The 12,947-nt window shown below is 54.9% G+C and carries 12 protein-coding genes; all 12 read right to left on the bottom strand.

All coding sequences use genetic code 11. From position 1 onward, the window contains the following. Positions 1-158 precede the first annotated feature (158 nt). The 12 genes from G8764_RS01195 to G8764_RS01250 all read right to left on the bottom strand — a co-directional run bounded on the left by G8764_RS01195 (position 159) and on the right by G8764_RS01250 (position 12,937). Complete coding sequence (locus tag G8764_RS01195) at positions 159-1,229, bottom strand: FecR family protein (RefSeq protein WP_166161063.1); 1,071 nt, start codon at positions 1,227-1,229, stop codon at positions 159-161. Continuing rightward, a complete protein-coding gene (locus G8764_RS01200; protein WP_166161065.1) occupies positions 1,226-1,978 on the bottom strand; it encodes an RNA polymerase sigma factor in 753 nt (250 codons plus the stop codon). The genes G8764_RS01195 and G8764_RS01200 overlap by 4 nt, the downstream gene beginning before the upstream one ends. Before the next feature lie 375 nt (positions 1,979-2,353). Then, positions 2,354-3,367 (bottom strand): UDP-glucose 4-epimerase GalE, encoded by a 1,014-nt coding sequence (gene galE / locus G8764_RS01205; protein WP_166161067.1) that lies wholly within the window; start codon positions 3,365-3,367, stop codon positions 2,354-2,356. A gap of 73 nt (positions 3,368-3,440) precedes the next feature. Next, positions 3,441-4,616, bottom strand: coding sequence for a galactokinase (gene galK, locus G8764_RS01210; protein ID WP_166161069.1), 1,176 nt, complete (start codon positions 4,614-4,616; stop codon positions 3,441-3,443). Positions 4,617-4,620: 4 nt separating this feature from the next. Then, on the bottom strand, positions 4,621-5,658 hold the full coding sequence (locus tag G8764_RS01215; protein WP_166161071.1) for a UDP-glucose--hexose-1-phosphate uridylyltransferase: 1,038 nt from the start codon (positions 5,656-5,658) through the stop codon (positions 4,621-4,623). 328 nt (positions 5,659-5,986) lie between these two features. Further along, positions 5,987-6,682, bottom strand: coding sequence for an RES domain-containing protein (locus G8764_RS01220; RefSeq protein WP_166161073.1), 696 nt, complete (start codon positions 6,680-6,682; stop codon positions 5,987-5,989). Then, the gene (locus G8764_RS01225; RefSeq protein WP_166161075.1) at positions 6,679-7,080 is read right to left on the bottom strand and encodes an MbcA/ParS/Xre antitoxin family protein; all 402 of its coding nucleotides are present in this window, start codon (positions 7,078-7,080) and stop codon (positions 6,679-6,681) included. Before G8764_RS01225 ends, G8764_RS01220 begins: the two co-directional genes overlap by 4 nt. A gap of 111 nt (positions 7,081-7,191) precedes the next feature. Then, positions 7,192-7,971, bottom strand: coding sequence for a TSUP family transporter (locus G8764_RS01230; protein ID WP_166161077.1), 780 nt, complete (start codon positions 7,969-7,971; stop codon positions 7,192-7,194). Positions 7,972-8,211: 240 nt separating this feature from the next. Then, positions 8,212-9,222 carry a nucleotidyl transferase AbiEii/AbiGii toxin family protein gene (locus G8764_RS01235; protein ID WP_166161079.1) on the bottom strand — a complete coding sequence of 337 codons (1,011 nt, stop codon included), beginning with the start codon at positions 9,220-9,222 and terminating at the stop codon, positions 8,212-8,214. Positions 9,223-9,235: 13 nt separating this feature from the next. Next, positions 9,236-9,652, bottom strand: coding sequence for a type IV toxin-antitoxin system AbiEi family antitoxin domain-containing protein (locus tag G8764_RS01240; protein ID WP_166161081.1), 417 nt, complete (start codon positions 9,650-9,652; stop codon positions 9,236-9,238). A 226-nt stretch (positions 9,653-9,878) separates the two neighbouring features. Continuing rightward, positions 9,879-10,817 (bottom strand): heme-binding protein, encoded by a 939-nt coding sequence (locus G8764_RS01245; RefSeq protein ID WP_166161083.1) that lies wholly within the window; start codon positions 10,815-10,817, stop codon positions 9,879-9,881. A gap of 353 nt (positions 10,818-11,170) precedes the next feature. Further along, a complete protein-coding gene (locus G8764_RS01250) occupies positions 11,171-12,937 on the bottom strand; it encodes an alpha-keto acid decarboxylase family protein (RefSeq protein WP_166161085.1) in 1,767 nt (588 codons plus the stop codon). Positions 12,938-12,947 lie beyond the last annotated feature (10 nt).

Consider the following 12,947-nt stretch of genomic DNA (forward strand, 5'->3'; position numbering starts at 1 on the left):
GCCCTCACTTATTCTTTATGCACGAATGGAACCGTAGTTTATACAGAGCGATGGGTACGGCCTGATTCTGCCTCCATATTGAAGCCAAAGCCGAATGGTTTCAAGCGCTAAAATTCATCCTCATCCTGCAATAGTTGCAGGCTGTCAAAGCAAGCCAGCTAATTACTCTGTTTCGATGATTTTGACATCAAAACAAAGCGATTCTCGCCTTCCTTAACAACTTCCAAGGGAAGGGATGCAGTAAGCATAGCGGGCAACATTGAGATATCTGAGGTACTAATCGACAAAGTAACCAGCACCTTGTCAAGGCTGTTTTCACCAATGACGATCTCACCTTCAAAATAACGATTGGCGTCAGAAATTACATCGATCAATGGTTCGGATTTGTAAGAAAGCCAACCGGTTCGCCAGGATTCCATCTCCGCCGTGGGCAGCGCAATAATTTCACCAAATTCACCGCCAACCGTACGCAGAACCTGCTGCCCCTCCCGCAGCTCTATGTGGCGCGCTTCGCTTGCAGACGGGTCATTCACTGTTGGTGCGGCTGCAGCTACCCGCACCACACCCTCAAGAACCGAAACCTTGATACGCTGGCTCGATCGGTTGATACTAAACGTGGTGCCCACAACCTGCACAACCGTGTCATCAATCTCCACCCAAAACGGTACACCGGCGGCTTTGACGATTTCGAAAAATGCCTCGCCTTGCAGCAGTCGCACATATCGATCGGCTTCTGAGATTTCGGACTCTATGTGTGAATCTGCCCCCACCGTAACCTGGCTGCCATCGGCAAGTGTCAGTGAACGAATTTCACCGACTTGAGTTTGGTAGTCCAACCGGTGCACAGTCGGGGCTGGCTCGAGAATAAAAATCGCCATAATCGCGACCACCGTAAAACTGGCCAGAGCCCAACCGGCCTGAGGTATTGACAGCCAACCCAGCCTGGCAACTATTTTCTCTTTCAAGCCAAGTCTTTTGGTGGGTCTCGTCTTCGGGACCGTTGTCTCCGAGTCACAGTCGAATATTGCAGCGCTTTCAGGCAGTGCCGCAAGATCGTCGAGGCTCCACGCAACTTCTTGATACTCAGTATAGGCACGCATATGAACTGGGTTTTCGTTTAACCAGTTCGTGAGCTCCTGCGTGTCTTCTTCAGTTGAAGTTTGCGATTGCATACGAACTACCCAGTCCCACGCAAGCTTGCGAATTTCAATTGGAATTTCGTCAGTCATTGCTGCTCATCCTCAGGAGCTGATTGATCGAGCATTTTGAGACGACACTCCTCGATGGCATTAAATACATGCTCGCGTACGGTGGATTCCGCGAGCCCTTCTCGCCGGGAAATCTCCGCGTAGGAAAGCCCGTCAATTCTATGCATCAGCAACAGCTTACGACGTTTCAAGGCCATCCCTCGCAATATCCGCGCTAGAATTGACAGGTGTTGACGAGACTCTTGAATGCGTTCAGGGCCGATGACCGTAGAACTCTCCTCAACTGAGAGAGTTTCAGATTGAGCAAATTTGTTTCTCACTACCTGGTGGCGTTTCGCATCTAAAATGATGTTGCTACTTACTTTATAAAGAAAAGCGCGAAAGTTTTGTACAGATTCCGGTGAGCTGAGCTTGGAATAACGCAGCATAGCATTGTGTACAGCGTCTTCAGCATCACTTAGGTCTACTCTGAATTTTGCAACCAGGTAGCAACAAAGTGGTTTGAAATTCTCCTTGTACAAGAAGTCAATATGTGCGGATTCCTTCTGGCTATGATTTCTCTCCTCCGAACTCCAGCCCTCTGGATCGCACTCCGGCTGCCTGCGCGCGCGATCTTTTTTCTTATTTTCGCTCAAGTCACACCCGCAAATTGCGCAAAGGTAAAAGGCAAAATGGTATCCCCTATTTTTCCATATGTAAAGATTGGCGCGAACTTGCCCTCTCGGGGCTGAGGTTCCCGGCAGCTGGGGAACGGCACTATTCTTGATCATCCACGTCCCTCGCTGCCTTACCCTCTACATACACCAAATCTCTGGTTTTCGCCCGGCTCCGGCGCGCGTATCTTTACACTTTCTGTTCCACCGGTTTCCTGCCACAACCCGCCCGGCGCTCTGGCCAAGCCTCTTGTAGATTCTCTCAACTCAAATGCCCCTCCCGATAGGGTGAGCACGGCGCAAATCCTCTACCGATGCCGTTTTGCGCTCACTGGGCACCCAATGCGCCGCCATCCATGGCGCAACCCAGCCATTACCCAATGATACGGTCGCACTTACTAGACGATTGAGGGACAGAAATGCGCGGGACGCGGATACAAAAAATTTGAAAGGTATCAAAAAGCAGGAAAATATTGCTGCCCCCCCCATATTTTAGCTGCTGTAACCCTGCGGGTTATTGGACTGCCAGCGCCAGGTATCTTCTACCATTTCCTGCAGGGACTTCTTCGCAGCCCAGTTGAGGTTCTCTTTCGCCAGTGTCGGGTCGGCGTAGCACTGGCCGATATCGCCGGGGCGACGCGCCACGATCTTGTAGGGGATTTCCTTGCCGCTGGCCTGTGCGAATGCCTTCACCATATCCAGCACCGAATAGCCCTGCCCGGTACCCAGGTTATAGGTGTGACAGCCCGCCTTGCCGTGGGACTTCTCGATGGCGGCCACATGGCCCTGGGCCAAATCCACCACGTGGATATAGTCCCGCACACCAGTGCCGTCGGGGGTGTTGTAGTCGTCGCCAAACACCGACAAGTACTCGCGCTTGCCCACCGCCACCTGGGCGATAAACGGCATCAGGTTGTTGGGAATCCCTTTGGGGTCTTCGCCTATCTGCCCCGAGGCATGGGCGCCAACCGGATTGAAATAGCGCAGCAGCACGATCGACAAGTCCGGATTGGCGGCCACAGTCTCGCGGCACATCTGCTCCACCACCAGTTTGGTCTGGCCGTAGGGGTTGGTGGCGCTGAGGGGAAAGTCTTCGCGAATCGGCACACTGGCCGGATCGCCATAGACGGTCGCCGAGGAGCTGAACACCAGGGTGTTGACCTTGTGCTTTTCCATAACCGACAACAGCACCCGGGAGCCATTGACGTTGTTATCGTAGTAGGCCAGCGGTATCCGGGTCGATTCACCCACTGCTTTCAAGCCGGCAAAATGGATAACCGCATCCACTGCATGATTGCTAAACACCTCATCCAGTGCGTTGAAGTCGCGAATATCGGCTTCGATAAAATCGATGTCCTGACCACAGATGGCGCCGACTCGCTTTAGCGCCTCTTCGCTGGCATTGCAGAGATTGTCTACTACCACCACGTCGTGGCCTGCCGCGATCAATTCAATACACGTATGCGAGCCTATATAGCCCGCCCCGCCTGTTACCAAAATTTTCATTCTTTATTCCCTGAAATGATTCACCGGCCGCCCTGGAGATCAGCGACCCCTTTCGCTACCAAATCCTGGCCCGTTAGCCGTTGCCGTGGCCTGACCAACCCTTAAGGCTTTCCACCTGCAGGCCAGCGCCAGTTTTACAGACATAGATATCGGCTTCAAGGCCACATTTTTGTGGATACTGCTCAGCCACCGCGATTTTAACCAACTCCACATCCTCGGGCGGACAAAAGCAGACAATGGCACCACCAAACCCGCCCCCGGTCATCCGCGCGACACCGCGTTCGCCCAGCACAGAGTTACAAATCTCCACCAGGGTGTCCGTCGCCGGCACAGTAACTTCAAAATCCCGCTGCAGCGACTGGTGGGAACTGGTCATCGATTCTGCCAGGGCTTTAATATCGCCAGATTGCAGCGCGCCGACTGTCGCCAGCACCCGGGCATTTTCCGTAATGATATGGTGCGCCCGCTTGTATTCGTCGGCGGAGAGTGAGTCTTTGGCCTGTTCCAGGGTGGCCAGGTCGGCATCCCGCAGGGTCTCTACCCCCAGCTTTTGGGCGGCGGTTTCGCAGTCCTGGCGACGCTGGTTGTACTCGCTGTCTACCAGCTTGCGCGGGTAGTTGGAGTTGATGATCACCAGCGCCAGGTTATCCGGCATGGCCACTGCATTGGATTCCAGGCTGCGGCAGTCGATCAGCAAGGCGTGACCCGCTTGCCCCTTGGCAGAGATAAGCTGGTCCATTATGCCACAGCTGCAACCCATAAAATCGTTTTCGGCCGACTGGCCCAAGGTGGCAATTTTTTCCAGTGAATAGCCGAGTCCAAAGGCGTGATTGAGAGCGCCGATCACGGACACTTCCAGCGCCGCGGAGGAAGACAGTCCCGCCCCCTGGGGCACATCGCTGGCAATCAGTATATCCAGCCCGCCCAACACACCACCGTCGGCCTGCACGGTCGCCGCACAACCGCGCACGTAATTGCCCCACTGGGACTCGCCGGCCACAATCTCTGTGCCGACACTGAAGGAATCACTCTCGCCCGGATAGTTGTGGGAGTAAACTACCACCCGATTATCGTCGCGCTTGCGATAGAGAACCGTGGTGCAAAACTCCAGTGCCGCCGGCATCACGTAGCCGAGGTTGTAATCGGTAAATTCGCCGATCAGGTTTACCCGGCCCGGTGCCCGGGCGCAGCCCTGTGCCGGCTGCTGGAAAATACGCTCAAATTCGGATTTCAATTCATCGGTGTTCATCGGCTTAGCCTTTCTTATAGTGTATATCACTGACATCACGCAAAATTTTGGCCGCGGTTTCAGCGGTCAAATCACGCTGGCTTTCGGCGAGCATCTCGTAGCCCACCATATGTTTCTTGACCGTAGCCGAGCGCAACAGGGGCGGGTAAAAGTGTGCGTGCAAGCGCCAGTGGCTGTCACTGTCCAGGTTTTTGGGGGCGTTGTGCCAGCCCATGGAATAGGGAAAACTGCACTTGAAAACATTGTCATAGCGCGTGGTCAGCTCCTTGATCACCCCGGCCAGGTCGTCTTTCTGGCCGGCGTCCAGATCCGCCATACTGGCGACCGGATCCTTGCTGAGCAGCAGGGTTTCAAACGGCCACGCGGCCCAGAAAGGCACCACCACCAACCAGTGCGCGCTGTCGATGACGACCCGCACCTGCTCGGCGATTTCCCGGTCGACGTAATCCGCCAGCAGCGCTGACTGGTGCTTGTCAAAATACAGCTGCTGGTTTCTGTCTTCCGCCGCTATTTCACTGGACCAGTGATCGTGGGCCCAGACCTGGCCGTGAGGATGGGGCTGCGAACAGCCCATGATCTCGCCTTTGTTCTCGAAGATATGCACGCAGTTGTAGGATGCAGACAGCTCGCTGTAGTGCTGCTGCCAGGTATCCACCACCTTGCCGATCTCAGCCTGGGTCATTTCCGGCAGCGTCTTGCTGTGCACAGGGGAAAAGCAGATCACGCGACATTCACCGTTGGCCACCTCGGCGGTAAACAGCTCTTCCTCTGCGCTGATCTCGGCACTGTCTGACTGGGTTGGAATCAGGGCCCCGAAGTCGTTGGCAAAGACAAAGGTATCGGCATAATCAGGATTGTGCTCACCGTTGGCCCGGGTATTGCCGGGGCACAGGGCGCAATTGGGATCGTGATCTGCAGTTGGTGCAGCAGCACTGGCTTCCGCAGCCCCCTTCCAGGGTCGATTGTTGCGGTGTGGCGACACCAGTACCCAGTCACCGGTGAGTTGGTTGCGTCGTCTGTGGGTAAACTCGAGGTTACTCATACATAAAGCCCTATTGATTTATTATTCGCAGAGTATGCTGGCAGCGCCGCCGCAAGTGAATGGACGGTCCGGCTGAAAACCTGCACTTTCCTGCTTTCACGAACAGGCTCGTAAATGCCAGCGAAAGTGCCTGCAGCCCGAGAAGACAAGCGGCAAACTGATTAATACGATTTGATATCACCGCCAGTAAGGGCCCAACACTTCCCTGGCAGCAGCAAATATATAGACGATCCAACTGTCAACTCACCCTAAAAAGGGGACGGAGGGATTATTTTTTAACCAGCCCCAGCCAGAGCACTGCGATAGATGACAGCAACAAGTGACTGTATTAACTGACGTTATTCACTGACTTTATCGCCTGCCCATCCCAGATCATCTCAAAATGCCGGGCCTGGATGACATCCCGCACCTCCCTGGGGGTAAACAAGGCGTGGCAAACACCACCACTGCGCCTGACCGAGGAATATTTCAGGGCGGTGAATTTTGCGGCATTATTTACTTCCCAGCCGAGGGCTCGGGAGGCCGTATAATCCCCTGGAGCGTAGATTGGATCCTCCATGGCCAGATTGGTCGCATCGAGCCCCGAGCCAACTCCAAAGGTGCAAACAAGCTCCTTGAAGACAAACCTGTCGTAGCGGAGGCCGGTGACATTCTGCCAGTACTTGTGCTGGTGATAGGTGACTTCGGCAATCGCCGTGGCGCTACTCTCTGCGATATACATCAAGCCATAGCTGCCATCCGAAAACCGGCTGCCGTCAGGATTGACGTGGGTAAAGGAAGCGGCGGCGTAGCTGCAGCCGCGGATACTGAACGGGATTTCATTTATTGACAGCAGGCGCAAGTTTCCGATTTCAGTCTGCAGGCGAGGATTGGTTAGCGCCTGCAGCTCGTACAGGGCTTCGAATTCATCCGGATCGGCCACATCGTCAAACAAATCAATTGGCGGAAATTTGGCATTGATCAGCCGGTAACCGGACACCTCCTCATCCGAGAAGGCAGCCAGGTCAGCAATCCTGTTGCTCACAGCCCGGCCCCGCGCAGGGCATCCACGCGCTTATAGACTTCATACAGCGACCCAAAGCTCCCGGTAGCGGCGATTTCCAGAGGGCTGGCACCGTTGAAGAACGGGTTATTGTTTTGCATGGACATAAAGCCATACACGTTTTCCGGGTTATCAAATACAACCCGCAGCGCGGCGTGCATGTTGAGAATGTAGCTCAGTCGCTCCAGCTGATCCCCGCTCAAACGGGCCTGGCCCGGATCCTCCCGGTAGCGATAATAAGTGGACTTCTTCATCCCCAGCATCCGCCACTGCTGTTCGGGCGTGCATTTCCATTTGTCGAGGATGTTTAATACCGCTTTCAGCCCCTTGGCACCGACGGCGGGCGCCATTTCAGGCAATTTTTGCGCAGCGAAGGTCATGGTTGCACCTCATGGCATCATTCAACTCAAGCCCCATATTAGACCAATATGCCAATTTAGTCCAGAAATGGAATTTTGCCTAACCCATCCCTCCCGAAAGAGACTGGCACTTCAACCAAACGTCAGCCAGCCCATGGAATGACTGTACTTCAGCAGCATGCCCGTGCACATCAGCACAATAAGTCGCCTTAAATAAACGGGTTTGATTGCCAATAAACAATGTGACCCCAGGTAAGCACCCACCACCTGCCCCAGCATCATCAACAGCCCGATGACCCAAACCACCTGGCCGGCCATCAGAAACACCATCAGTGACGCGATATTAGTAGCAAAATTGAGCGGCTTGGCGACCGCGGTGGCGGAGATCAAATCAAAGCCGCGACAAGAAACCCCGGACAAGGCGAAAAACGACCCGGTGCCGGGCCCGAACATACCGTCGTAACAACCGATACCGGGCACAACAAAATACCGGTACTTCACCGCTGAAATTAACCCTTCACCGGCAGTATTTGCGGGCTTCGGTGAGATCAGGATGTAAACAGCAATAAACACCAGCACCAGCGGAATCATAAACGACAGAATACTTGTATCAATAAACTGTACCGCCACGGTGCCAAGTGCAGAGCCGATAAAGGCAGACAGCATTAAATACTTCACACTCCCCCAGTCCACCCGCTTCTTCTTGAGCATCATAAAGGTTGCAGTCGCCGTACCCACACTGCCCTGCAGTTTATTGGTGCCCAGCGCCGCCAACGGCGGCACACCACTCAAGATCAGCGCCGGAATCGACAACAGCCCGCCGCCGCCGGCCAGGGTATCCACAAACCCGGCAACGGCCGCAACCAGAAATAAAAATAACAACAGCTCGATGGAAAAAACCGCGACGTCCAATGCACCTCCCCTGCCGCTGGTTGCCAGCGGGCCTTAAAAGGGTGAGTGTACACCGGATTGAAAAAGGGGATGGGGCTCTAATTTATTATGGATTGAACTGGCGAAGGCGATTATTTTTTGGGTACGAGCAGCGCTGCACCCTTGCTGACCTCAATAGCCGAACATCGCTTAACAAGACGAAAGAAAATAGCCGCCAAAAGAAAGTACCAACCTTACTGGTTACAACTCGAAGCGCCTATCTTATAACTGGTTGGGATCTACAAGGGAGTCCAGCTGCTTTTTATCAATGCTGCCGAGAAATCCACCACCCGGCACAACATCAGCCCCCCATACTAACTCCGACAGCTTGTTGAGAGTTGCCAGCCCTTGGTCAAAATCCGGCTTGTGTTGCGCATACACTAGTGGCCCCAGAAACTTTGTATACTGCTCTCGATATATGGCTTGTGAATTCAGCGCCGCCAGAGCCGCTTTTAGCTCGCCTTTGGCATCATCCAGAAATTCTTTGTGCTTACTGCCAAACCGTTCAGCATCACCCGTCACAGTCTGATGCACCAATTGAACGAAATCAGCTCCCAAGGCTGCCTTACTGTTGATGATGTGTAAATCATAAACATGGCGAATCAGAGCGTCATCCGTCCATTCTTTTATGCCGCGCAAATCGGCAGCAGTACGTCGCAAAAGGGATACCAGCTTCTCAGCTGAGGTATGAACGACATCAATACAGGCAAGCGCTCCTATTTCAGGAGGTTCACCCATGGCCTGGCCAATCAGGGAAGCAATGGCCCGATCCTCACGGAGACATTCATAATCACAGAGAGTCAGCTCAATTCTGATATTGGGCCGTAGAGCGTCGATGACATCGAAAATAGCCGTGTACGCCAACTCAAAACCAATGAAGTGGTTTTCATTGCGTGCCGATTCGTCAGAAATGGTGAAATCAGCAGCTTCAAAAATATCTCGTACATCCTGCTTAAGTGCGCTTAACTCCTTGCGTAGCGCATTTCGACCCAACGCCCGCCCCTGTTCAGTTCGCAGTACTTTGAGGTCAACATCCTCCGACATCCGCTGCAGACCAATAAATATCTTGGTAAGGCAAGTACCACCAGCAAAAACGAGCTCAAAATTGGGAGAGTGGTAATTCGCCAGTAGCGAGAGGGCCTGAACGACATGAAAATCTTTTTCAACCAGGGAGGGTTCGTTGATGCCCAACTCGGCAGCAACGTCTTCCACCAACTCCCTCGTCACTTCCATAGGCTTTCCTTAGCTATGGTTTGGTCTGGTACTTGAGGGACTGGTTACCAAACCCGATTTTCCGGTTTAGCCGACCTTGAACAATTACCCCCGCTGATGCAGAGACCTGGGTTGTTTCACCCTGGTTGTAGCGCTGCTCGGCAACATCAGGCTTCCACTGATAACCAAGACGGTTTAAGGCCGCGCGGGAAGCCGCCTTAAACCCCCCGGGAACAGCGATGGTTGGTTTACCAGTAACCGCAGACGGCCGGGCGCGAGTATACAGCCCCTTGCCGATTCGCACCAACTGCCCTGCATCCACCAGCTGCTTCAGAGCTCGGCCCACTTGGTCGTAACCACCTAAATCGGCAAAATCCGAGCGCAAAAAAACCTCTTTCCTGGAACGCTTTAGGCGGAGAGCAAGCTTTTGTTTGAGGGGGCTGTTTTTCATATCACCGACACCTGAGAATTGACTACATAGTAAACTATCCCAGGCACATATTTCAAGAACATAAATACGACACCAATATCGTTTAATATCCTGATATATATAGCTTTTTTATACTTTAACTTAATTTAAATGTCGTATTTTTGCTATTATAAACCGCCATTCACTGAAGGCCAGGCATTTAATAAGCGGGCAGAACTGCTTAGCTGTATCCTCCCTACCCTGCCAACTACTCTTTCGTCAACGTATTAATACTCACATGGGGCCAGCGAATGCGCCCCGGCAATCCATCCCCTCTCGAGAAAAAATCGAGCATGACAATCTGCGAATACTGCAAACGCCTGCTGCCGTCGGCCAACCGTTGAATCCAGAAAGTGGACTTCATCGAGTCGGCGTTGGCCTGCTTGACGATAAACGGGATATTGGTGACCCCCGCCGTGGCGACCGTTGAATCAACAATGAGCGTGGTCGTTTCAACGATATCGACGCCCTGGTTGGCGAGGCTGAGCAATGCGTTCGGCTGCAGCGGATTGAATCCGGGAAAGCCCGCTGCCGTCACATTACCCTTGAAAGGCGCGTCATTGAATTGCTTGTAGGGTGCCAGGTAGGGGGAAGCCAGATCATGGCTGACACCGACCGGGAGACCGTTGACCTCAGGAATATCAACGCCCCCCTGCTGCACTTCGCTGCTGCCCAACGCGAGTACGGAGTCACCGTGGGGGATCGAACTGAGGCGGGCGATATCCACATGGGGCTGGGTCTCGTTCAACATGTGCAGCCACAGCCCCGGTTCATGGTGAATGGCCAGGTTCGCGCCACCCGCTTCACCGCTGAGTGGCGAGTCCACCGCTGCAACCTGGACGATCTGTTGGGTGTAGTCCAGGGTGGCGATCAATTGATCGGTCTGCCCGTTGGCGCCGACGCCGCGATTCGGTACCCCCTTGTCCACCAAGGTAAACTCCAAGGTCTCGTTGTATTGATTGAGCAACAGGCGGTAGCCGAGCGGGCCCGCAGCAAACGGCAGCGCAATCATATTCCAGCCCATGCCGTCGCTTTTCCAGGTGCCTGGCAAGTGCTCGAGCGGCCCTAGTGCCGGTTCAGGGCCGCTCGCCTGCTTCAGTGTGCGCTGCTGGCTTTTTACATCCTGTAAATCCTTGCTATTTAACATCAATCTTCTCCTGTGACGACTCCCGGGGACCCGGCAGCCTGTAATGCTGGCTTAACCCGGCTTGAGCCGGGCTGAACCTTGCAACCTAATCATTAACACTGTCATGACGCCTATCCGAACCAATCACCGACTCGAATGCCACTTACTTTAGGCTGTCATCCCCGCGCAGGTGGGGATCCAGAGGCCTAGGGGCGATGATCTCGCGTATAAACCTGTCATCCCCGCGCAGGCGGGGATCCAGTTTCTGGGGAACTACAACGCAGCACCTGGATTCCGGGACGCCGGACCGCCGCCTGCGCGGGAACGACAAGCTGGATCATTTGCTTAAGTACGTACCATTTATCACCGGCCCTTTAAAACTTGTTCGCCGGTGGCCAGTCCGGATTGGCGGTTTCATCCTCACCCACGGTGCTGTCGATATTGCGGCTCAACGCCCCCGGCACACTCGTCTCCGGCACGGTAACTTCCACCACGAAATTGCTTTGCTTGAACTCATCGATCTCCGCCAGCGCCGCCCGCAACTGGGTCAATGTTTCAACCTTGCTGCCCTTGCCACCAAAAACATCCACCACTTTCTCGTAGTTCCAGGCCGGCAACGCGTTGTAGGCATAAGGCGCGTTCTGCAAGCGCTGCGGGTATTCCACTGGCGGCTGACGAAACGGATTCGGGTTGACCAGGAACTGCTCTATTCCGTACAGGCCATTCTTGATCACAAAAACCACCGTGTTATGGCCATAGTGATGGTGATCGGATACCGCCTGGCAGGTTTCATGGAAGGCGCCATCACCCACCGCCACCACCACCCGCTTGTCGGGCAACGCGCACTTCACACCGGTGGCCGCGGGCACGGAATAACCGATGGCCAGCCATGCCGCTTGCGCCAGAAAACCTCCCTGGCTGGCGATGTGTACCGACTGCGCGCCGATCAGGGGAAACCCCGCATCCGCCACCAGCACCTTGTCGTCACCCAACCAATTGCTGAGCATTTGGAAAAAGCTGTCGTAGGTAATGGTTTCGTCTACCGCTGCCGCAGCCTTGACCGGTGCCAGCATGGCCGGCAGCCGCAGTGGCGCGGGCGGGCACTGCGGCACTGCCGCGGTTAACTGCTCGATATAGTCGCGCAGCTCCACCGAGGCAAAAAACCTTGCGCCGACCCGCGCCGTCCCGGCGCTGGCCAACACCCTGCCGGAGCCGCGCACATCCTCGCTGCCGGTATTCTTGCTGGTGGTCCAGCCACCGATCCCGATCAGGCAACCATCGTCACCGGTCAGGGACTCAATTTCCTGTTCGGTCAGGGTCACACAACCGTCGAACAGAGGATGATCTTCCGACACCACCCCCTTGCTCAGCGCGGACGTAACAAAGCGCACCTGCTGCTCGGCATCGTCCCGGTCGCGATTGAGTGCCGCCATCAGCGCCAAAAACGGCTCCTCCAGCCCCTGGCGCTGGATTTCAATGCCCGCCCAAAACAGTACCCGTGGGCGCTGGCGCGTCAACTCCAGCGTCGCGGCCACCGCGGCCGCCGTATCGCTGACAGTAACCCTGCCATCCCTGTCACCGCGCAGGGGGCGCTCCGGGGCGCAGCAGGCCGCGCGCCAAACGTCCTCCGCCACTTCGATGTACACCGGTTGTTGATAGGTCAGCAGCGCGGTCAGCGCCGCGTCAATCTGGTAGGGTGCCTGGCCGGCGTCGATAATGCGCTCCGCGGCCACGGTCACCGGTCGAAACAGGCTGATATCGACCATGGGGTTACCGGTGGTGTGGGAATACAGCAGGCCTTCCTGGCGCTCTATAACCGTCTCCTTGCGTGTCGGCGCGCCGTTGATCAGGACGATGGGAACGTGCTCGACATAGGCGCCGGCGATGGTATTCAATGCCGTAAAGGCGCCGACACTGTAAGTCACGTACACCGCACCGATGCCCTTGTAGCGCGCGTAGGCATCCGCGGCGAAACCCGCACAGATTTCGTTCGGGTTGCCGGAGATGGTAATCGGCGAGTCACTGTCGGCGAGAATGGTATCCAGTAGCGCTGCCGTGTAGTTACCGGCCACGCCAAACATCTGCTCCAGTCCAAGTTGCTCAAGCCGGGTTTTCAAATAATCTGCGACGGTGGTTTGCATAACACCTCTC

The sequence above is a fragment of the Pseudomaricurvus alcaniphilus genome, from assembly GCF_011440395.1.
Lineage (GTDB): Bacteria > Pseudomonadota > Gammaproteobacteria > Pseudomonadales > Cellvibrionaceae > Pseudomaricurvus > Pseudomaricurvus alcaniphilus.

Coding starts and splice junctions, on each gene's coding strand:
- G8764_RS01235 (WP_166161079.1), bottom strand. CDS start 9,222: ATGGAAGTGACGAGGGAGTTGGTGGAAGACGTTGCTGCCGAGTTGGGC.
- galE (WP_166161067.1), bottom strand. CDS start 3,367: ATGAAAATTTTGGTAACAGGCGGGGCGGGCTATATAGGCTCGCATACG.
- G8764_RS01240 (WP_166161081.1), bottom strand. CDS start 9,652: ATGAAAAACAGCCCCCTCAAACAAAAGCTTGCTCTCCGCCTAAAGCGT.
- G8764_RS01215 (WP_166161071.1), bottom strand. CDS start 5,658: ATGAGTAACCTCGAGTTTACCCACAGACGACGCAACCAACTCACCGGT.
- G8764_RS01250 (WP_166161085.1), bottom strand. CDS start 12,937: ATGCAAACCACCGTCGCAGATTATTTGAAAACCCGGCTTGAGCAACTT.
- G8764_RS01225 (WP_166161075.1), bottom strand. CDS start 7,080: ATGACCTTCGCTGCGCAAAAATTGCCTGAAATGGCGCCCGCCGTCGGT.
- galK (WP_166161069.1), bottom strand. CDS start 4,616: ATGAACACCGATGAATTGAAATCCGAATTTGAGCGTATTTTCCAGCAG.
- G8764_RS01245 (WP_166161083.1), bottom strand. CDS start 10,817: ATGTTAAATAGCAAGGATTTACAGGATGTAAAAAGCCAGCAGCGCACA.
- G8764_RS01195 (WP_166161063.1), bottom strand. CDS start 1,229: ATGACTGACGAAATTCCAATTGAAATTCGCAAGCTTGCGTGGGACTGG.
- G8764_RS01200 (WP_166161065.1), bottom strand. CDS start 1,978: ATGATCAAGAATAGTGCCGTTCCCCAGCTGCCGGGAACCTCAGCCCCG.